We start from the raw sequence: 19,690 nt of genomic DNA, 5'->3' as shown, positions 1-19,690 counted from the left end.
TCAGTGCTCGGGAAGCGGCGGCGGCCAGCCGGTGTTCTCGTAGTCCAGGATCTGCTGGACGCGGCGGCCGTGGCGCTCGTCCGGGCTCGGCGGGGTCGCGAGGAACGCCTCGACGATCTCCGTGGCCTCTTCGGTGGTGTGCATCCGCGCGCCGACGCCGATCAGCTGGGCGTGGTTGTGCTCGCGGGTGAGCTTCGCGGTCTCGACGCTCCACGCGAGGCCGGCGCGAGCGCCCTTCACCTTGTTGGCCGCGATCTGCTCGCCGTTGCCGGAGCCGCCGACGACGATGCCGAGGCTGCCCTCGTCCGCGACGACGCGGCGGGCCGCCTCGATGCAGAACGCGGGGTAGTCGTCGGCCGCGTCGTAGACGAAGGGGCCGACGTCCTCGACGTCGTGGCCCTGCTCCTTGAGGTGGGCCACGAGGTGGTTCTTCAGTTCGAAACCGGCATGGTCGGAGCCAAGGTAAACACGCACAGCGCGGAGTCTGCCATCACGTTCCGGCGCGGGCATGCTGTGGGGGTGGACATCAGGCTCGAATGGGGACCCGAGGGGGCCACCGCCTTGGGCGCGGACTGCGCCGTGCTCGTCGTGGTCGACGTGCTTTCCTTCTGCACCACAACGGATCTCGTCCTGGGGAACGGTGGCCGCGTGCTGCCGGTCCGCTGGCGCGATCACCGCGGCGAGGAGGCCGCGAAAGCGCGGGGCGCCATCCTCGCGGGTGAAAGCGAATGGACTTTGCGACCTTCGTCTGTGACGGAAATCCCTTCCGGCACGCTTCTGGCGCTGCCGTCTCCCAACGGCGCCACGCTCTGCGACGCCGCCGCCACGACCGGTGCCCGGGTTCTGGCGGGCTGTCTGCGCAACGCGTCCGCCGTCGCCGCCCGCGCGGCGGAACTCGCGGACGGACGACCGATCGGTGTCATCCCGGCCGGGGAACGCTGGGGCATCGACATGCGCACCGAGGTCAAGACTTTCGGGCCGCTGAGGCCGTGCGTCGAGGACCAGCTCGGCGCGGGCGCGATCGTCGCGGCCCTGGACGGCTACGGTCGCCTGTCCGCCGAAGCCCGTCTCGCCGCCGTCGCGGCAAAAGCGATCGACATCGCCGAAGCACTGACAGAGTGTTCTTCAGGGCGCGAGCTCGCCGAGGCGGGGCATGCGAACGACGTGAAGCTGGCAGCCGAGCTCGACACGAGCGGCACGGTTCCCGTGCTGCGCAACGGAATTCTGGAGGATTCGTGACTTGGCTCGAACTCGCGGACGGCGTGTACGCCCGCCGTTACGAGGAGCTGGACCTGACCGTCGGCCTCGTCGTGGGCAGCGAGCGCTGCCTGGTCGTCGACGTGCGCGGTGACGTCGACCAGGGTGCTGAACTGGCCGCGGCGGTGCGGGAGATCACGCCGCTACCGTGGTCGGTCGTCTACACCCACGCGCATTTCGATCACGCCTTCGGCACGACGGCGTTCCTGCCGTGCGACGTCTGGGCGCACGAAGGGTGCCTGACCGAGCTGACCACCTACGGCGACGGCGCACGGCTCAAATGGATCCAGCACTACCTCGGCGAAAACCGCCCGGAGATGGCGGAGGCGCTGGAGCGCACCGAAATCACCCTGCCGGACAAACCCGTCGTCGACACCGCCGAGATCGCCCTCGGTGGCCGCACCGTCGTGCTGCGCTTCCTCGGGCGAGCCCACACGGATCACGACCTGTTCGTGCACGTGCCCGACGCGGGCGTGGTCTACGCGGGCGACGCCGTCGAGAACGCCGAAGCCGGCTTCAGCGCGTTCTCCTTCAACGACGGCAGCTTCCTGGCCGAATGGCCGGACGTGATGGACGCGATCCTCGCGCTGGAGCCGAAGATCATCGTCGCCGGGCACGGAGACCCCGTCGACACCGCCTTCATCGAGAAGCACCGCGACGGGCTGCGCGAACTCATCGCGCTCAAGACCGGGATCGCGGCGGGAGACCTCACGACGGACGAAGCCGTCGTGAGGTCCTCCTACCCCGAAGATGTCACCAGGGCTGCCCTGGAAACTCCTTAGTCGAAGTTCAGCTCACCGGACCGGGTGCGCTTCAGCTCGAAGAAGTCCGGGTAGCTCGCCAGCGCGCGGGCGCCGTCGAACACCTTGACGGCGTCCTCGCCCCGCGGGATCGAGCTGAGCACCGGGCCGAAGAAGGCGACACCGTCGATGTGGATGGTCGGGGTGCCGACGTCCATTCCGACCGGATTCATACCTTCGTAGTGACTCTTTTTGAGCGCTTCGTCGTACTCGGTCGACTCGGCGGCCTCGGCCAGCTCGGCCGGGGCACCGATGGCCTCGAGGGTCTCCTTGATGACCTTCGGGATGTCCTTGTCGCCCTGGTTGTGGTGGCGCGTGCCGAACTCCGTGTAGAAGTCGCGCAGGGCCTCTTCGCCGTTCTTCTGCGCCAGCGCGGTGGCGACGCGGACGGGGCCCCAGCCGCGCTCCAGCAGCTCCTTGTACTGCTCAGGCAGGTCCTCACGGCCGCTGTTGAGCTCGGACAGGCTCATGATCCGGAACCTCAGGTCGAGGTCGCGGTGCTTCTCCACTTCGAGGATCCAACGCGAGCTGATCCAGGCGAAGGGGCAGATCGGGTCGAAGTAGAAGTCGACCTTGGTCTTCTCGGACGGGGCGGTCATCAGGTTCTCCCAGTGCCATCGTCTTGGGGTGGTCCGGTACACACACAGTGCTACACAGCGGCCAACATCGCCGCCGTCGGCGTTGTTCCCGTCGTCAGCACGGGCTCCGACATGATTGGATGCCTGTAGTTGGAAACCAAAACCGATACCGATGACCAGAGGTGCCAGTGCCCGCCCCCAACCTGACCCGAGACCAAGCCAAGCTGCGCGCGGATCTGCTCGACGTCGAGTCCTACGACATCGAGCTGGATCTGACCGACGGCCGTGGCGGTCCCGGTGAGAAGACCTTCACGTCGAAGACGACGATCAAGTTCGCGAGCGCCAGAAGCGGCGAAGCGTCGTGGGTCGACATCGTCGCCGAGGGGATCGAGTCGGCCGTCCTCAACGGGACGGACCTCGACGTCAGCGGGTACGTCGAGGACAAGGGCGTCGAGCTGCCCGGGCTCGCCGAGTCGAACGAGCTCGTCGTGGACGCGGTCTGCCGGTACATGAACACCGGCGAGGGCCTGCACCGGTTCGTCGACCCGGTCGACGACGGCGTCTACCTCTACACGCAGTTCGAGACCGCGGACGCGAAGCGCATGTTCGCCTGCTTCGACCAGCCCGACCTCAAGTCGGTCTACCGGCTCACCGTGATCGCGCCGAAGGACTGGAAGGTCGTCTCGAACGCGCTGGTCGAATCGACGGAGGAGACCCCGGAAGGGGCCGTCCGCACCGTCTTCAAGGTGTCCGAGCGGATCTCGACGTACCTGGTCGCGCTGATCGCCGGCCCGTACAGCGAGTGGCGCGACGAATTCTCCGACGAACACCGCACGATCCCGCTGGGCATCTACTGCCGCGCCTCGCTCGCCGAGCACATGGACGCGGACAAGCTGTTCACCGAGACCAAGCAGGGTTTCGCCTTCTACCACGAGAAGTTCGCGACCCCGTACCCGTTCTCCAAGTACGACCAGCTGTTCGTGCCGGAGTTCAACGCGGGCGCGATGGAGAACGCCGGCGCGGTCACCTTCCTGGAGGACTACGTCTTCCGCAGCCGGGTCACCCGCTACGCCTACGAGCGCCGCGCCGAGACGCTGCTGCACGAGATGGCGCACATGTGGTTCGGCGACCTGGTCACCATGCGCTGGTGGGACGACCTGTGGCTGAACGAGTCGTTCGCGACCTTCGCGAGCGTGCTGGCCCAGGCCGAGGCCACCGAGTACAAGAACGCGTGGACCAGTTTCGCGAACATCGAGAAGTCGTGGGCGTACCGGCAGGACCAGCTGCCCTCGACGCACCCGATCGCCGCGGACATCGTCGACCTGCACGCGGTCGAGGTGAACTTCGACGGCATCACCTACGCCAAGGGCGCGAGCGTCCTCAAGCAGCTCGTCGCCTATGTCGGGCTGGAGCACTTCCTCGAAGGCCTCAAGGTCTACTTCGGCAAGCACGCCTGGGGCAACGCGACCCTGGCGGACCTGCTGGGCGCGCTGGAAGAGGCCTCGGGCCGCGACCTGTCGTGGTGGAGCGCGCAGTGGCTGGAGACCACCGGTCTCAATTCGCTGAGCCCGCGCTACGAGGTCGGCGCCGACGGCACGTACACCGCGTTCGCCGTCACGCAGACCGGCGCCAAGCCGGGTGCCGGTGAGCTGCGCACCCACCGCGTCGCGGTCGGCGTCTACGACGAGGACGAGAACGGCAAGATCGTCCGCAAGCACCGCGTCGAGCTCGACGTGGACGGCGAGCGCACCGAGGTGCCGGGGCTGGTCGGGCTCCCGGCGGGCAAGCTCGTGCTGGTCAACGACGACGACCTGACCTATTGCACGATGCGGCTCGACCCGGCGTCGCTGACCACGCTGATCGACCGCATCGCCGACATCACCGAACCGCTGCCCCGCACGCTGTGCTGGTCGGCGGCGTGGGAGATGACGCGTGAAGCCGAGCTCAAGGCCCGCGACTTCGTCACGCTGGTGCAGCGCGGCGTGCACACCGAGACCGAGGTCGGCGTGGTGCAGCGGCTGCTGCTGCAGGCGCAGACGGCGCTGAACTCGTACGCGAAGCCGGAGTGGGCGGCGGACAAGGGCTGGCCGGAGTTCTCCGCGCGGCTGCTGGAGCTGGCGCAGGGCGCCGAGGCCGGTTCGGACCACCAGCTCGCGTTCGTGAACTCGCTCGCCGGATGCGTGCTCGACGACAAGACGCTGGCGATCATCGCGGGCTGGCTGGACGGCACGGCGCCGCTGGAGGGCCTGACCGTCGACACCGACCTGCGCTGGCGGCTGCTGCACGCGCTGGTCGCGCACGGCAAGGCGGAGAACCCCGAGATCGACGCGGAACTCGGCAAGGACGACACCGCCGCCGGACGGCGCCAGGCGGAGCGCTCGCGGGCGCTGCGGCCGACCGCCGAGGCGAAGGCCGACGCGTGGCAGCGGGCGGTGTACGACGACGAGCTGCCCAACGCGGTCAGCGACTCGCTCATCACCGGCTTCTCCCACCCGGGCCAGAAGCACCTGCTGGGCGACTACGTGACGCGCTACTTCGAGATCATCGACGAGGTGTGGCAGCGGCGCTCCAGCGAGCGGGCGCAGCCGACCGTGGTCGGGCTGTACCCGTCGTGGGCCGTCGAGCCGGCGACCGTCACGGCGTCGGACGAGTGGCTGGCCGGGGAACACCCGGCGGCGCTGCGCCGTCTCGTGTCGGAAGGCCGGGCCGGGATCGTGCGGGCGCTGGCCGCCCGTGAGTTCGACTCGCAGGCCGGCAACTAGTCCCGTAACGCTATGAACGGGCCGTTCCTTGCAAATCTTGCAAGGAACGGCCCGTTCATAGCATTCAGGGACCTGTGAAGAGCGTCAGTGCTGCGGAGCGCCCGCCTGGTCGCTCAGCATGCGGAGGGCGTTCACGAGGCCACCGACGAGGTCGCCTTCCTTGAACGAGGCCACCATGCTGGCCACGGCGAGCTTCGCGCCGCGGTCGGGCAGACGGTGCCGGGCCTGCGAGCCCGTCACGATCTCGATCGCCCGCTGGCCGGGCGACACGGCGATGACGACACCGTCGGCCGCGTTGTCCGTCGAGGCCAGCAGCCCTTCGGCGGTGGCACGGGTGTCCTCGCCGAGGTCGCCCAGGTACACACTGAAGTCCAGGCCGGTCTCACGGCTGGCGAGCGTCAGCGCCTCGTCCAGCCGGGCGAGCTGCTGGGTCGTGAATGGGCTGATCGGACCAGCCGGTTCGTACATCTTGGCGGCGGAAATCCGGCCGCTCGAGGTAACGGCGGCGCCGTAACCGGGCTCTTCGTCAACAGCGGTGGACGAATGGGTCAGTTCACCAGTTGCCACGAGCGCCTCCCGTCACCGTCGCTCCGTCCGCGGCGACGACGGCGGTCGCGCCGCCCTCGTTCGCGTGCGAATGCCTCGCGCCGACACCTTCGGGGTTGGCGCTCCACCACATGGCCGGGTACTCCCACGGCTGCCCCGGCCGGTACCGGGCGACGCCCGCGCCCTTCGACCGCAGCGTGGCCACCCCGCACAGCGCGTAGATGGCCAAGGGGATCACCGCGAAGACCAGGATCGTCTCGACAAGGTTCACGCGCGTGAGCGTATCCGATGGCGTGTGGCCGCACCCGCTCGCACGGCCCCTACCGCTCATCGTCCTCAGGTGGCCGTCCGCCGCTTGCCGCGAAAGCGCTCCCACGTTGGGGCGAAGCCCGCAAGGCCGAAAGGTTGCAACTCAACGTACGGGCGGCCGCACCCGGCGCTGTCGTCTTGTCGCGGCCTTGAAATCCTCGTAGCTTTTTCACCTGTACGGGCCTTGCGCCCAGCTCCCCCACCCCAGCAGGTAACGCACCGGTCGCAGGAGGATATGTCATGCAGAGCACCCAGACACCCGGCCAGGCGATCATCGACGACATTTCGTCACTCTTCGAAATTGGATTCGTCCCCGGTACGCGTGTGACGGCGGGCACACGGGTTACGCGCGGTACTCGCGTCACTCGCGGTACGCGGGTCACCGCCGGCACCCGGGTCACCCGCGGAACCCGCGTCACGCGTGGCACCCGCGTCACCGCCGGAACCCGCGTCACCCGTGGCACGCGAGTCACCCGTGGCACCCGCGTGACGGCGGGCACCCGCGTCACCTGCGGCACGCGTGTCACTCGCGGCACCCGGGTCACCCGTGGCACCCGCGTCACCTGCCAGAGCGACTTCTCTCTCGCCGCCTGAGTCCGAGCGCGACCGGTTTGTAGGGGAACGGCGTACTCGTAACGAGCTTCACCACGGCGTCATCGGCCCGCCCCGGCCGCCGAAAGGCAGCCGGGGCGCCGACGTGTTCATGGTCGGATCAGGCCGCGGTTCCCAGGTACGGCCGCCACAACGGGTCGGCCTCCTTCGAATGCGCGAGCAGCCGCCAGTGCGGCCCGTGCGGGGCCCTCGGCACGACGCGCAGGCGCCAGCCGATCTCGGAAAGCAGCTTGTCCGCCTTCCGGTGGTTGCACTTGGCGCAACACGCCACGCAGTTCGTCCAGCTGTGAGGCCCTCCGCGACTGCGCGGGACGACGTGGTCGATGGTCTCGGCCCGCCCTCCGCAGTAGGCGCAGCGGTACCGGTCGCGGTGCATCAGCCCGGCCCGGGTCAGCGGCACCTGCGCGCGGTAGGGCACGCGCACGTAGGTACTCAGCCGGATCACCGAAGGCACGGGCAGCGAGACCGTGGCGGCGTGCAGTTCGAGCCCCGCCGGGTCTCCGTGCACCACCTCGGCCTTGCCGCACATCACGAGGACCACCGCGCGCCGCAACGGCAGCGCCGTGAGCGGTTCGAACGTGGCGTTCAACAGCAATACCCGTCTGCGGCCCCACGAAGTCGTAGTGGGTGCCGCCGTAGTCGACGGATCCCGCCCTCTACGCTGTCCGGGCGGGCGGGCAACACCCCCTGGCCGCGTTCCCGGCCCGCCCGGTGGGGCCCCGTGCGAGGGGGCACCTCCCGGATGGGCGCGCAACACGACCTCCGGCGCCTGTCCGGCCACGGCTTGGCTCGGGACGCCGAGGGGGATGGGTTGTCGGTCTGGCACTCGACCACCTCCACCGGTGCAGGCATAGTCGACCACAGATCAGCCCCAAAGTGCACGTGTGTTACTGGACGTGTCACATGCGCGCGACCCGGCGGCCACATGAAGTTGGGTGTTTCGCATCCGCCGGGGCGTGTGGCGTGACCGATCCCCGCCGAGTACGAAAGGACATTTCCTCTCCGTGAACCTGCTGCCCACCGAACCCCCGGCCTGCACGCGCGAAGCCGGGAGCCTGTGCTACCAGGTGTTCCAGGTCACAAAGAACGAATGGCTCTCCGCGTCCGCGGGCTGGCTGCTGACGAAGCCGCTTCGGATCCTGATGATCGTCGCCGTGGCGTTCCTGCTGCGGTACCTGGTGCGGCGCCTGATCAACCGCGTGACGCGGATGCCGAGCGGATCGTCGAAACTGCCCGCCCTGTTGAGACCGCTGCGGGAGAAGGCTCCCGAAGTGCTCGGGTCGGCGGTGATGGAACGGCGCCGTCAGCGCGCCGCCACCATCGGCTCGGTGCTCAAGTCGATGGCCACGTTCCTGATCTACGGCCTCGCGTTCATCCTGGTGCTGGGCGAACTGGGTATCGACCTCGCACCGATCATCGCTTCGGCGGGCATCGTCGGCGTGGCGCTCGGATTCGGCGCGCAGAACCTGGTCAAGGACTTCCTGTCCGGGATGTTCATGATGATCGAGGACCAGTACGGCGTCGGTGACGTCGTCGACGTCGGCGAGGCGTCCGGCACCGTCGAGGCCGTCGGCCTCCGGATCACCACCCTGCGTGACATCAATGGCACCGTCTGGTACGTCCGCAACGGCGAGGTGCTGCGGGTCGGCAACTCGAGCCAGGGCTTCGCGGTGGCCGTCGTCGACGTCCCGCTCAGCTACTCCGCCGACGTCGAGAAGGCCACCGAACTGATGGCCGAGAAGGCGAAGACGCTCCTGGAGAGCGAAAGCCTCTCCCCGAACGTGCTGGAACCGCCGGAGATGCTCGGTGTGGAAACCGTCACGCCCGAAGGCATCAAGCTCCGGCTGACGGTGAAGGTCCGGCCGGGCAAGCAGTGGGCCGTGCAGCGCGCGCTGCGGGCACACCTGCTCGCCGCGCTCGACGAAGCCGGCTTCGAGCCACCTCTGGGGCGCTTTATGTCGTCCGGCCCGGCCTCGCAGTAGGACAAGGGCAGAATGGAGCTGTGTCCGTGACCGAACCTGATCCCACCACCTTGTACGAAGCCATCGGCGGCGAACCGGTGTTCACCCGGATCGTCGCGCGGTTCTACGCCGAAGTGGCGGTCGACGAGGTGCTTCGCCCGCTGTATCCGGAGGAGGACCTCGGCCCGGCCGAGGAGCGTTTCCGGCTGTTCCTCATGCAGTACTGGGGCGGCCCGCACACCTACTCCGACCAGCGCGGTCACCCGCGGCTGCGGATGCGGCACGCCCCGTTCAAGATCGGCCCGATCGAACGCGACGCCTGGCTGCGCTGCATCAAGATCGCGGTCGACGAGGAGCACATCGAGGAGCCCTACCGCGGGCAGCTGTGGGCGTACCTGGAGATGGCCGCCAACAGCATGATGAACAGTTTCGTGTGATGGAACGCGACGTGGCTTGGTGGGCCCAGGCGGTCTTCTACCAGGTCTACGTGCGCTCGTTCGCCGATTCGGACGGGGACGGCGTCGGTGACCTCGAAGGCATCCGCGGCAAGCTCGGGTATCTGGAGCTGCTCGGGGTCGACGCGCTGTGGCTGACGCCGTTCTACCGCTCCCCCATGGCCGATCACGGCTACGACATCGCCGACCCGCGCGACGTCGACCCGATGTTCGGCACGCTCGGCGATTTCGACGTCCTGCTGACCGAGGCGCACAAACGCGGCATCAAGGTCACCGTCGACGTCGTCCCCAACCACACCAGCAACACCCACGCCTGGTTCAAATCGGCGATGGCGGCGCCGCCGGGCAGCCCGGAGCGGGATCGCTACATCTTCCGTGACGGGCTCGGCCCGCGCGGCGACCAGCCGCCGAACAACTGGGTCAGCTCGTTCGGCGGCCCGGCGTGGACCCGGGTGCCGGACGGCCAGTGGTACCTGCACCTGTTCTCGCCGCAGCAACCGGATCTGAACTGGGCCAACCACGAGGTCGCCGCCGATCTGGAGCGGACGCTGCGGTTCTGGCTTGATCACGGCGTGGACGGGTTCCGCATCGACGTCGCGCACGGTATGGCGAAACCGCCGGGCCTGCCGGACATGGACCCGCGGGTGAACCCGCTGGGGCCGAGCGAGTTCTACGATCCGCGCTTCGACAACGACCGCGTCCACGAGATCCACCAGATGATCCGCAAGGTGCTCGACGAATACCCGGGCACCATGGCCGTCGGCGAGATCTGGGTGACCGACGAGGAACGCCTCGCCCGCTATCTGCGGCCGGACGAGCTGCACCTGGCGTTCAACTTCCGGCTCGTGCTCACGCATTTCGACGCGGACGCGCTGCGGACGGCCATCGAGCGGTCCCTGGCGGTGCCGAAAGCCGCCGGGGCGCCCGCCACCTGGACGTTGAGCAACCACGACGTCTGGCGGCAGGTCAGCCGGTACGGCGGCGGTGAACGCGGTGTCCGGCGCGCCAGGGCGATGGCGCTCGTCGAGCTGGCGCTGCCCGGTGCGGTCTATCTGTACAACGGCGAGGAACTGGGGCTCGGCAACGTCGACATCCCGCCCGACGCGGTCGCGGACCCGCGCGCCAAGATCTCCGGTGCCGAGTTCGGCCGGGACGCGTCACGCGTGCCGCTGCCGTGGGAAGGCGACCTGCCGCCGTTCGGTTTCTCGCGCAATCCGAGGACGTGGCTGCCGATGCCCGCCTCGTGGGCGCCGGTGACCGTCGAAGCGCAGCTCGAGGATCCGGCGTCGACGCTCTCGCTGTACCGGCGGGCGATCGAGATCCGCAAGTCGCACCAGGCTTTCCGCGGGGACGAGCTGGAGTGGTACGGCGCCCCGGCCGGCTGTTTCGCGTTCCGGCGGCGTGGCGGCGGGCTGGTCTGCGCGCTGAACACGTCGGCGAGCCCGATCGCGTTGCCGCCGGGCGAGGTGCTGCTGTCGAGCGTGCCGTTGGTGAACGGGAAACTGCCGCCGGACGCGGCCGCCTGGCTCGTCTGAGCCCTCCCCCGCGTGCCATGAAAGGTCCTTTCCTTGCAAATTTTGCAAGGAAAGGACCTTTCATGGCGCGTTACCGGGTCAGTTGTTGTTGAAGCCCGGGTGCAGCTTGTACTGCGTCTGGGCGTTGAACTGGTTCTGCCGGACGAGCTTCGCCGGGAAGGTCCGCCAGTCGTTGAGGTCCAGGACGTCCAGGCCCTTCACGATGTCGGACGAGAAGATGTAGCCGTTGTACCAGTACGTCGACCACGTCCCGCCGCCGACGAGCTTCTCGTTCGAGAGCGGGCCCCGCTCCCAGAACGCGATCTCCTTCGGGTTCTTCGCGTCGGTGAAGTCCCACACCGAGACACCGCCCTGGTACCAGGACTGGACCATGATGTCCTTGCCCGGCACCGGGATCAGCGAACCGTTGTGCGCCACGCAGTTCTCGGTCTCGGACTGCAGCCGCGGGATCTTGTAGTAGCTGACGAACTCCAGCTTGCGCTCGTCGCCGCGGCCGGTGATCTGGTAGATGCCGTTGGCACCGCGGGTGGAGCCGAACTTCTCCAGGCAGGTCGCCATCCCGCCGCCGCCGAGTTCGTCGGTGAAGACGATCTTGGTGGCGTCGTTGTTGAAGGTGGCGCTGTGCCAGAACGCGAAGTTCACGTTGTCCTGGACCCGGTTGATGACCCGCGGCTTGAGCCGGTCGGAGATGTCGAGCAGGACGCCGTCACCCATGCAGGCACCGGCCATCAGGTCCTTCTCCGGCAGCGCCGTGAGGTCGTGGCAACCGGTGGTCGCCGAGCGGCGGGTGCCGTCGGGGTTGGTGCCGCCTTCGTTGCCGCCGTCCGGGAACAGCACCGGCGTCGCGACCAGCGCGGCCTTCGCCGGGTCCTTCACCGGGACCTTGATGATGGACAGCTTGTCGTGCGGCGGCTGGCAGTCGGGCAGATTCGCCGCCGGCGCGTACGACGAGACGTAGATGTAGACGTCCTTGCCGCGCTTGTCCGGCACCAGGGTGTTGGTGTGCGAACCGCAGTCGGTCTCGATCGCCGCGACGTACTTCGGCGCCGCGAGGTTCGAGATGTCGAAGATCTTGATGCCCTCCCACGCCGACTTCTCCGACGCGGGCTTCGCGACGCTGTTGCACGAGTTGTCGCTGCGCGACGAGTCGGTCGACAGGAAGAGCAGGTCCCCGGAGATCGACACGTCGTTCTGCCCGCCGGGGCACAGGACCTGGCTGACGATCTTCGGGCGGTACGGGTTGCGGACGTCGAAGACGTTGAACCCGTCGTAGGTACCGATGATCGCGTGACCCTTGGTGAACGCGATGTCGGTGCCGGTCGAGTCCTTGGTGAACGGTCCCTGCTGCGGGACGTTCGCGATCGACCGGAGATTCGGGCTGTGGACGATCTCGTCCACACCCGGGATCGCGGCCGCCGACGGTTCGGCGACGACGGCCGGCGCGGCGAGCGCACTGGAGGCCCCGAGTGCGGCGACCGCGGCCGCCGACACGAAGACCCTGGTCAAGCGACGTTTCAGCCCAGGCTGCAGCACGATATGGCTCTCCTTCCACCCAGCTTTACGCGCACCTTATTCCTTATTTAGGCTCAGCAGATACCGACCAACGGAGGAACTCCCGGGATGCGAAAAAGTTTGACATCGGCGCTGGTCGCCGCCGCTTTCCTCGTCTCGGGCTGCACCGGTGACGCGGAGCCCGCCGCCCCGGCCCAGAGCGCGCCGGTGATCGCCCCCGGCAAACCCGGCGAACAGGCGAGCACCGGCTCCCGCGGTCCGGTGAACCGCGATCAGCCCAACGAGGCCGACGTCGAGTACATGACGATGATGATCCCCCACCATCAGCAGGCGAAGGTGATGACCGACCTGGTGCCGGGCAAGACGGCCAACGAGCAGATCCGGGCGATCGCCGGGCGGATCTCCGTCGCGCAGGACGGCGAGATCGCGATGATGAAGACCTGGCTGGCCGATCGCGGCAAGCCGGTGCCGGGCGAAGGGCACGCGGGCCACGGGGGCGGGCACGATCACGCGCTCATGCCGGGGATGGCGACCGAGGCCCAGCTGGCGGATCTGCGCGCGGCGAACGGGGCGGCGTTCGAAAAGCTGTTCCTCGACCTGATGATCGCGCATCACCAGGGCGCGCTGACCATGGCCGAAGCCCAGCTCGGCAAGGGCGTGGAGATCAAGGCGCAGGAGATGGCGCAGGAGGTCATCACCGGACAGACCGCCGAGATCGAGCGCATGAAAGCGATGCGCGGAAAGCTCTGATCCCTCGCGTTTCGTCCTCTGAATGCGGTAGTTCGTAACGCCAACTACCGCATTCAGAGGACGAAACGCGGGAGTCAGGCGTCGCCGGAGCCCATGTCGCCGAAACCGGAGTCGCCGGAGTCGTCATCGAGGGTGCCCGAGACGATCCAGGTCGCCAGCGCGGCGGCCTGGACGTAGGGCGCCGCCTTCGCCGCGGCCCGTCCGGCGCTCTTGGCGCGGCCCCACTTCTCCGGGCGTTCGGCGCGTTCGGGCGCCTCCTCACCCGGCGGGCGCTCGGTCCGCCACGGCGTCTCCTCCGGCCGGACCTCGGCGAGGAAGTCCGCGGTCGGGTCGTCCCCGTCCTTGTCGTTCATGGAGACAGCATGACGCCGCGGGCGGCCGGAAGCCACCCGCGGCGTCATGCGGTAAGAAACCCGTCAGAACAGCAGCGGCAGGAGCGCGTGGCGGCGTTTGAGGACGGCGCCGTACCGGGCGTCGATGCGCATCCACGAATCCGTCGCGGTCACCCGGACGACGTCGCCGTCGATCGACGAGTCCACGAAACCCATCCCCGACAACGCGAACAGGCACCGCATCTGGACCTTGATCTCCAGCTCGTTGCCCGAAACGGTGAGCACCGCCTGGTCCATCAGCGACGCGGGCGGCGTGCCGTGCGGGCCCACGTTGTCGCGCGCGAGGGTGACCCCGCGATCGGCCAGCTCGGAGATCACCGTCGCCGGCAATTCGTCCACCAGCTGCCAGCGGCCCGGCGCGGGCAGCTCGGAATGCCACATCAGATCGCGGGCGGGGCCCGGATCCATCCGCTCGCCACCGGCGACGGTCAGCGCGGCGAGCAGCTCGTTCCCGGACACGGTGATGTCCGACGGCGTGATGTCACCGGCGACGGCCCTGGTGGCCAGGACCTCGAACGGCGTCGCGCACCACGCCTCGACGACACCGTCACCCCGCTGCCGCAACCGCACCAGCGTGTTCTGGTCGAGCCGGACCGCCCTTGCCACGAACGCGCCGAGCGTTTCGCGGTCGCCCGCGTCCGGGATGACGAGCTCAGGCATCCGCGAACCCCTTCTCCAGGAAGGCACGTTCGTCCTCGGTCAGCCGGCGGGGCCGCTCGGACGCGGTGTCGAACGGCGCGAGCACCGTCTCGGCGGTGACCGCGACCTTGTCGGCCTCGGCAGGCCCGGAATGCACCCGGTAGCCGAGGGTGAAGCTGGCGTGCTTCAAGTCCTTCAACGAGATCTCCACCCGGATGTCCTGATCGGACACCACGATCGGCGAACGGTAATGGACGGCCAGCTTCACCACCACGATGCCCTTCGGCAGTTCGGTGAGCCCGGCGCGGACGGCGTCCCCGAACAACAGCGGGATCCGTGCCTCTTCGAGCAGGGTCACCATGTTCGCGTGGTTGACGTGCCCGTAGACGTCCATATCCGACCAGCGCGGCCGGATCAGGGAAATGTAGCTCACTACCTCACCGTGCTCCGGATCTGCCTCGCCGCCACCGACAGCGTCGCCAGGTCGAGCTTGCCGAACTGGCTGATCTCGTCCAGCGCGACCCGGGCCCGCTGCAGCCTCGAGGCGTTCGTCTTCTCCCAGTGGGCGATCTTCTCGTCCGGGTCGGTGCCCGAATCGCTGTGCCGCAAGGCGTCCAGCGTGATCGTCCGCAGGGAACCGTAGACGTCGTCCCGCAGCGCCAGCCGCGCGAGCGCGTGCCAGCGGTTGCCGCGTTCGAGACCACTGATCGACGTCAGCATCTTGTCGATGCCGAGGTGGTCGGAAAGCGCGTAGTACAGGCCCGCCGTCTCCGTCGGCGTGTGCACCGCGTCGATCCCCGCCTGCTGCTCGGCCAGCTCCGCGACATCGGTGACGTCGAGCAGGCCGTAGGTGTGCAGCAGCAGCGCCACCCGTCCGGCGAGTTCCGCCGGGACGCCCTTCCCGATCAGCCGCTCGGTGTTCGCGTCCACCGAAGCGCACTCGACACCGCGAAGCAGTTCGTGCGCCCTCGGGGCCAGCTCGCCGACGACCCGGCCGAACCGGTTGATCTCGGCGAGCGGGGCCAGCGGCTGCGGCCGGTTGGTGAGGAACCAGCGGGCGGCGCGGTCGAGCAGCCTGCGGGTCTCCAGCATCATCTCGTCGGCGACCTCGGTCGGCACGACGTTGTCCAGCGCGTCGATCTGGGCCCACAGCGAGGGCAGGTCGTACACGTGGGTGACCACGGCGTACGCGCGGACGGCGTCGGTCGCGGTCGCGTTCATCTCCTCCATCAGGCGGAAGACGTACGAGATCCCGGCGCCGTCGACGACCTCGTTGGCCACCATCGTCGTGATGATCTCGCGCTTCAGCGGGTGCTGGAAGATCGCGTCGCCGAAGCGCTCCCGAAGCGGCTTCGGGAAGTACTCGGGCAGGCGGCGCGAGAACACCTCGGAGTCCGGCAGTTCGCTGGCCAGCAGCTCGTCCTTGAGGTCGAGCTTGACGTGCGCGAGCAGCGTCGCCAGTTCCGGCGAGGTGAGACCCTCGCCCGCCTTCTCCAGCGCGCGGAACTCCGCCGAACTCGGCAGCGCTTCGAGCTTACGGTCGAAGGCACCCTTCGCGACCAGCGCCGCGACGAGCCGCTGGTGCACCGAGACCATCGGGCCGGCGTGCGCCCGGCTGACCCCGAGCACCGCGTTCTGCCGGTAGTTGTCGGCCAGCACCAGCTCGCCGACCTCGTCGGTCATCTGCTCGAGCAGTTCGTTGCGCTGCTCGGCGTCCAGCGATCCGGTCGAGACCAGGTGGTCCAGCAGGATCTTGATGTTGACCTCGTGGTCGGAGCAGTCCACGCCGGCGGAGTTGTCGAGCGCGTCGGTGTTGATCTTGCCGCCCGCGCGGGCGAACTCGATCCGGCCGAGCTGGGTCAGGCCCAGGTTCCCGCCCTCGCCGACGACCTTGACGCGGAGCTGGTTGCCGTTGACGCGCAGGGCGTCGTTGGCCTTGTCGCCCGCGTCCGCGTGGGTCTCGTTCTCGGCCTTGACGTAGGTGCCGATGCCGCCGTTCCACAGCAGCTCGACCGGCGCCAGCAGGATCGCCTGCATCAGGTCGTTGGGCGCCAGCTTCGTGACGTCCTCACCGAGGCCGAGCGCCTCGCGGACCTGCGGGCTGACCGGGATCGTCTTCGCCGACCGCGAGTAGATCCCGCCGCCCTCGCTGATCAGCGAGCGGTCGTAGTCCTCCCACGACGAACGAGGCAGATCGAACAGCCTGCGCCGCTCGGCGAACGACGTCGCCGAATCCGGGTTCGGGTCGAGGAAGATGTGCATGTGGTTGAAAGCGGCCACGAGGCGGATGTGCTTCGAGAGCAGCATCCCGTTGCCGAAGACGTCACCCATCATGTCGCCGATGCCGACGACGGTGAAGTCCTCGGTCTGGGTGTCCTTGCCCAGCTCGCGGAAGTTGCGTTTGACGCTCTCCCAAGCGCCCTTCGCGGTGATGCCCATGGCCTTGTGGTCGTAGCCGACCGAGCCACCGGACGCGAAGGCGTCGCCGAGCCAGAACCCGTAGTTCGCCGAGACCTCGTTCGCGATGTCGGAGAACTTCGCGGTGCCCTTGTCCGCGGCGACCACGAGGTAGCTGTCGTCGCCGTCGTGGCGGACCACGCGCGGCGCCGGGACGGTCTTGCCCTCGACGCGGTTGTCGGTCACGTCGAGCAGGCCGGAGATGAACATCCGGTAGCAGGCGATGCCCTCGTTCAGCTGGGCGTCGCGGTCCAGGCCGGGGTCGCCCGTGGCCGTCGGCGGGCGCTTCACGACGAAGCCGCCCTTCGCGCCGACAGGCACGATGACCGCGTTCTTGACCGCCTGCGCCTTGACCAGGCCGAGGATCTCCGTGCGGAAGTCCTCCCGGCGGTCGGACCACCGCAGGCCACCGCGCGCGACATCGCCGAAGCGCAGGTGCACACCCTCGATGCGGGGCGAGTACACGAAGATCTCGTACTTCGGCCGAGGCTCGGGCAGCTCGGGCACCGCGCTCGGGTCGAGTTTGAGCGCCAGGTACGGGCGGGAGTTCCCGTCCTCGTCGGTGACGTGGTAGTTCGTCCGCAACGTGGCGAGGATGACCGACATCAGCCGCCGCAGGATCCGGTCCTCGTCGAGGCTCGTCACCTCGTCGACCAGCTTGCCGATCTCGGTGGTGAGCTGATCGGCCTGCGACGCGCGCGCCTCGTCGCCGAGCGCGAGGTCGAAGCGGGTCTCGAACAGCCGCACCAGCGCGGTGGCGATGTCGGTGTGCGCGAGGACGGTGTTCTCGATGTACTCCTGCGAGAACGGGATCTTCGTCTGGCGCAGGTACCGCGAATAGGCCCGCAGGATGGCCGCCTGGCGCCAGGTGAGCCCGGCGCGCAGGACGAGACCGTTGAAGCCGTCGACCTCGCAGTCGCCGCGCCAGGCGGCGTGGAAGGCGTCCTGGAAGCGGGTGCGCAGGTCGCTGTCCGCGTGATCGAGGACCTGCGGGTCGATCCGCAGGCCGAAGTCGTAGATCCAGGACCGGCCGCCGTCCTCGCGGCGCAGTTCGTACGGCCGCTCGTCGACGACCTCGACACCCATCCGCTGCAGGACCGGGAGCACCTGGGACAGGGTGACGCCCTCTCCGCGCAGGTACAGCTTGAAGCGCCGCTCCCCCGCCTCGGCGTCGGCCGGCAGGTAGAACGACATCGACAGGTCGCCCTCGTCGGTCAGCGACTCCAGGGCGCGGAGGTCCGCCAGCGCTTCGAGCGCGGTGAAGTCCTCCTTGTAGCCCTCGGGGAACACCGCGGCGAACCGCTGCCCCTGCTCGCCCGCGGACTCCTCGACCAGCAGGCCGATCGCGACGCCGCTGTCCCCGGCGCGCTCGCGGCGCTCGGCGAGGATCGCTTCGACCATCCGGTCGTCCCAGCTGCGCACGGCTTCGTTGAGCCGTTCCTGGATGCGCAGGGTGTCCGGTTCGGAGCGCTGCGACGGATCGGTGTGCACGATGAAGTGCACCTGCGCGAGCACGGTCTCGCCGATGCGCGCGCTGTACTCCAGTTGCGTGCCTTCGAGTTCTTCGAGCAGGACCTCCTGCATCGCGAGCCGCGAACGGGTCGTGTAGCGGTCACGCGGGAGGTACACGAGGCACGAGTAGAAACGGCCGTACGGGTCGCGGCGCAGGAACAGGCGCAGCCGTCTGCGATCCGAAAGCGTGATCGCGCCCGTCGTCGTCGAGTACAGCGAGTCGGTGTCGGCCGAGAACAGGTCCGCGCGCGGCCAGTTCTGCAGGACTTCGAGCATCCGCTGGCCGGAGAAGGACTCCATCGGGAAGCCCGCGCGGTGGATGACCTCGCGGACCCGGTTGCAGACCACCGGGATGTCGAGCACGTTCTCGTGCAGCGCGGTGGTGGTGAACATGCCGAGGAACCGGTGCTCGCCGGTGACGTTCCCGTTGTCGTCGAACGTTTTCACGCCGACGTAGTACGGATACACCGGGCGGTGCACGGTGGACGGCGCGCTCGCCTGGGTCAGCACCAGCAGCGTCGGCGCGAGCGCGGAGGCCGCGGTGTCCGGGCCGGCGGTGAGGCTGCGCGCGGCCAGGCTGTCCTGGCGCAGCACGCCCAGCCCGGTGGCGAGGACCGCGCGCAGGGCGGGCTCTTCGCTGTCCGGGTGCGGGTTGTCGATCAGCTCGTAACGGCGGTAGCCCAGGAAAGTGAAGTGGCCCTCGGCCAGCCAGCGCAGCAGCCGGGCACCTTCCGCGACCTCGTTGGCGGGCAGCCGCGGCGGGTTCCCGTCCAGCTCGTCGGCGAGACGGCGCGCCGTCTCCGTCATCTTGTCGGTGTCCTCGACGACCTCGCGGACGTCACCCAGCACCGACGACAGCCGGTTGTCCAGCTCGCGGGCGCGGTTCGGGTCCGTGACCAGGTCGATCTCGATGTACATCCACGACTCGGCCGCCGAATTCGCCGGCGGCTCTGCCGGGTCGGCGTCCGGGTGGACCTCCAGCAGCTCACCGGTCAGATCCCGGCTCACCACGACGATGGGGTGCACGATGCGCTGCACCTGCACCCCGTCCCGCGCGAACTCGGCCGCGACGGAATCCACCAGGTACGGCATGTCGTCCGTGACGACCTGCACCACGGTCGCCTCACGCGTCCAGCCGTCTTCGGGGCCCGTCGGGTTCAGCAACCGCACCGCGGGACGGCCGGGCATCCGGTCCTTCGCGAGCTGCAGATGCGAGCGGACGGCGCCGACGAGGTCGACCGGGTCGTCACCGAGAATCTCTTCGGCCGGGATGTGCCGGTAGTACAGGCGGATCAGGTCGCCGATCTCCGGGGCGTACGCCGCGGCGGCGTCGATCAGGTCGTCCCGGATCTGCTCCGGGTTCGCCGACCGGCGCCGGGCGCCATCCTCGGTGCCGACATCTTTTCCGGGCAGGGACGAGACTCCCGTCGAGCTCATTTGAGGCAACTCTCCACTGTAGCGAGATTGACACCGCGACCGGCACGACTCTGTACCGGCCCAGACCCAACCTACAGCTCCGGACAGTCGGCTCCACAAGGCCGGGTCATTCCCGCCCGTCGAAGATTTCCCTGCTCAGATACCGGAATCGCCGTGATCGGTTCAGCTACTCGCCG

The 19,690-nt window shown here is 68.7% G+C and carries 17 protein-coding genes; 7 read left to right on the top strand and 10 right to left on the bottom strand.

Annotation, left to right across the window (positions count from 1 at the left end):
* Window positions 1–474: a ribose-5-phosphate isomerase gene (locus tag AB8M46_RS38390; protein ID WP_007034718.1), complete on the bottom strand. Its 474-nt coding sequence runs from the start codon at window positions 472–474 to the stop codon at window positions 1–3.
* A 45-nt stretch (window positions 475–519) separates the two neighbouring features.
* Here AB8M46_RS38390 and AB8M46_RS38385 point away from each other — a divergent pair, with 45 nt between their 5' ends.
* Together AB8M46_RS38385 and AB8M46_RS38380 are read left to right on the top strand one after the other, a co-directional pair.
* On the top strand, window positions 520–1,239 hold the full coding sequence (locus tag AB8M46_RS38385; RefSeq protein ID WP_394363368.1) for a 2-phosphosulfolactate phosphatase: 720 nt from the start codon (window positions 520–522) through the stop codon (window positions 1,237–1,239).
* Entirely contained in the window at window positions 1,236–2,039 is an 804-nt protein-coding gene (locus AB8M46_RS38380; protein WP_394363367.1) for an MBL fold metallo-hydrolase, read from the top strand. Before AB8M46_RS38385 ends, AB8M46_RS38380 begins: the two co-directional genes overlap by 4 nt.
* Here the strand turns inward: AB8M46_RS38380 and AB8M46_RS38375 are convergent.
* A complete protein-coding gene (locus AB8M46_RS38375; RefSeq protein WP_037347628.1) occupies window positions 2,036–2,656 on the bottom strand; it encodes a DSBA oxidoreductase in 621 nt (206 codons plus the stop codon). The genes AB8M46_RS38380 and AB8M46_RS38375 overlap by 4 nt on opposite strands.
* Window positions 2,657–2,823: 167 nt before the next feature.
* On the opposite strand from AB8M46_RS38375, the gene pepN reads away from it, so the two are divergent.
* Window positions 2,824–5,397 carry an aminopeptidase N gene (gene pepN / locus AB8M46_RS38370; RefSeq protein WP_394363366.1) on the top strand — a complete coding sequence of 858 codons (2,574 nt, stop codon included), beginning with the start codon at window positions 2,824–2,826 and terminating at the stop codon, window positions 5,395–5,397.
* An 84-nt stretch (window positions 5,398–5,481) separates the two neighbouring features.
* On the opposite strand, the gene AB8M46_RS38365 is transcribed toward pepN, so the two are convergent.
* The 3 genes from AB8M46_RS38365 to AB8M46_RS38355 form a co-directional block, all read right to left on the bottom strand.
* A complete protein-coding gene (locus tag AB8M46_RS38365; RefSeq protein ID WP_037347633.1) occupies window positions 5,482–5,964 on the bottom strand; it encodes a DUF5130 family protein in 483 nt (160 codons plus the stop codon).
* Complete coding sequence (locus tag AB8M46_RS38360) at window positions 5,951–6,214, bottom strand: hypothetical protein (protein ID WP_125737486.1); 264 nt, start codon at window positions 6,212–6,214, stop codon at window positions 5,951–5,953. Before AB8M46_RS38360 ends, AB8M46_RS38365 begins: the two co-directional genes overlap by 14 nt.
* Window positions 6,215–6,964: 750 nt before the next feature.
* Entirely contained in the window at window positions 6,965–7,459 is a 495-nt protein-coding gene (locus tag AB8M46_RS38355; RefSeq protein ID WP_007034711.1) for an HNH endonuclease, read from the bottom strand.
* Between the two features lie 409 nt (window positions 7,460–7,868).
* Here AB8M46_RS38355 and AB8M46_RS38350 point away from each other — a divergent pair, with 409 nt between their 5' ends.
* Genes AB8M46_RS38350 through AB8M46_RS38340 form a run of 3 tightly spaced genes read left to right on the top strand, consistent with a single transcriptional unit; the run spans window position 7,869 to window position 10,815 of the window.
* Entirely contained in the window at window positions 7,869–8,846 is a 978-nt protein-coding gene (locus AB8M46_RS38350; RefSeq protein WP_037347637.1) for a mechanosensitive ion channel family protein, read from the top strand.
* Window positions 8,847–8,866: 20 nt separating this feature from the next.
* On the top strand, window positions 8,867–9,262 hold the full coding sequence (locus tag AB8M46_RS38345; protein WP_037347639.1) for a globin: 396 nt from the start codon (window positions 8,867–8,869) through the stop codon (window positions 9,260–9,262).
* Window positions 9,262–10,815 carry a glycoside hydrolase family 13 protein gene (locus tag AB8M46_RS38340; protein ID WP_125737487.1) on the top strand — a complete coding sequence of 518 codons (1,554 nt, stop codon included), beginning with the start codon at window positions 9,262–9,264 and terminating at the stop codon, window positions 10,813–10,815. The genes AB8M46_RS38345 and AB8M46_RS38340 overlap by 1 nt, the downstream gene beginning before the upstream one ends.
* A 78-nt stretch (window positions 10,816–10,893) precedes the next feature.
* Here AB8M46_RS38340 and AB8M46_RS38335 read toward each other — a convergent pair whose 3' ends face one another.
* On the bottom strand, window positions 10,894–12,348 hold the full coding sequence (locus AB8M46_RS38335) for an LVIVD repeat-containing protein (protein ID WP_394363365.1): 1,455 nt from the start codon (window positions 12,346–12,348) through the stop codon (window positions 10,894–10,896).
* An 87-nt stretch (window positions 12,349–12,435) separates the two neighbouring features.
* Between AB8M46_RS38335 and AB8M46_RS38330 the strand changes: the two genes are divergently transcribed.
* Window positions 12,436–13,077, top strand: coding sequence for a DUF305 domain-containing protein (locus tag AB8M46_RS38330; protein ID WP_037347646.1), 642 nt, complete (start codon window positions 12,436–12,438; stop codon window positions 13,075–13,077).
* A 74-nt stretch (window positions 13,078–13,151) separates the two neighbouring features.
* Here the strand turns inward: AB8M46_RS38330 and AB8M46_RS38325 are convergent, their stop codons facing one another.
* The 4 genes from AB8M46_RS38325 to AB8M46_RS38310 form a co-directional block, all read right to left on the bottom strand.
* Window positions 13,152–13,430 carry a hypothetical protein gene (locus tag AB8M46_RS38325; RefSeq protein WP_037347647.1) on the bottom strand — a complete coding sequence of 93 codons (279 nt, stop codon included), beginning with the start codon at window positions 13,428–13,430 and terminating at the stop codon, window positions 13,152–13,154.
* 63 nt (window positions 13,431–13,493) lie between these two features.
* Window positions 13,494–14,129 (bottom strand): hypothetical protein, encoded by a 636-nt coding sequence (locus tag AB8M46_RS38320; RefSeq protein ID WP_037347649.1) that lies wholly within the window; start codon window positions 14,127–14,129, stop codon window positions 13,494–13,496.
* On the bottom strand, window positions 14,122–14,541 hold the full coding sequence (locus AB8M46_RS38315; RefSeq protein ID WP_038517375.1) for a thioesterase family protein: 420 nt from the start codon (window positions 14,539–14,541) through the stop codon (window positions 14,122–14,124). The genes AB8M46_RS38320 and AB8M46_RS38315 overlap by 8 nt, the downstream gene beginning before the upstream one ends.
* A complete protein-coding gene (locus tag AB8M46_RS38310; RefSeq protein ID WP_125737492.1) occupies window positions 14,541–19,514 on the bottom strand; it encodes an NAD-glutamate dehydrogenase in 4,974 nt (1,657 codons plus the stop codon). The genes AB8M46_RS38315 and AB8M46_RS38310 overlap by 1 nt, the downstream gene beginning before the upstream one ends.
* Window positions 19,515–19,690 lie beyond the last annotated feature (176 nt).

Origin of the sequence: Amycolatopsis sp. SB7-3 (assembly GCF_041021335.1) — a bacterium.
Taxonomy (GTDB): Bacteria; Actinomycetota; Actinomycetes; order Mycobacteriales; family Pseudonocardiaceae; genus Amycolatopsis; species Amycolatopsis japonica.
This window is presented reverse-complemented; position numbering and strand designations above follow the sequence as displayed.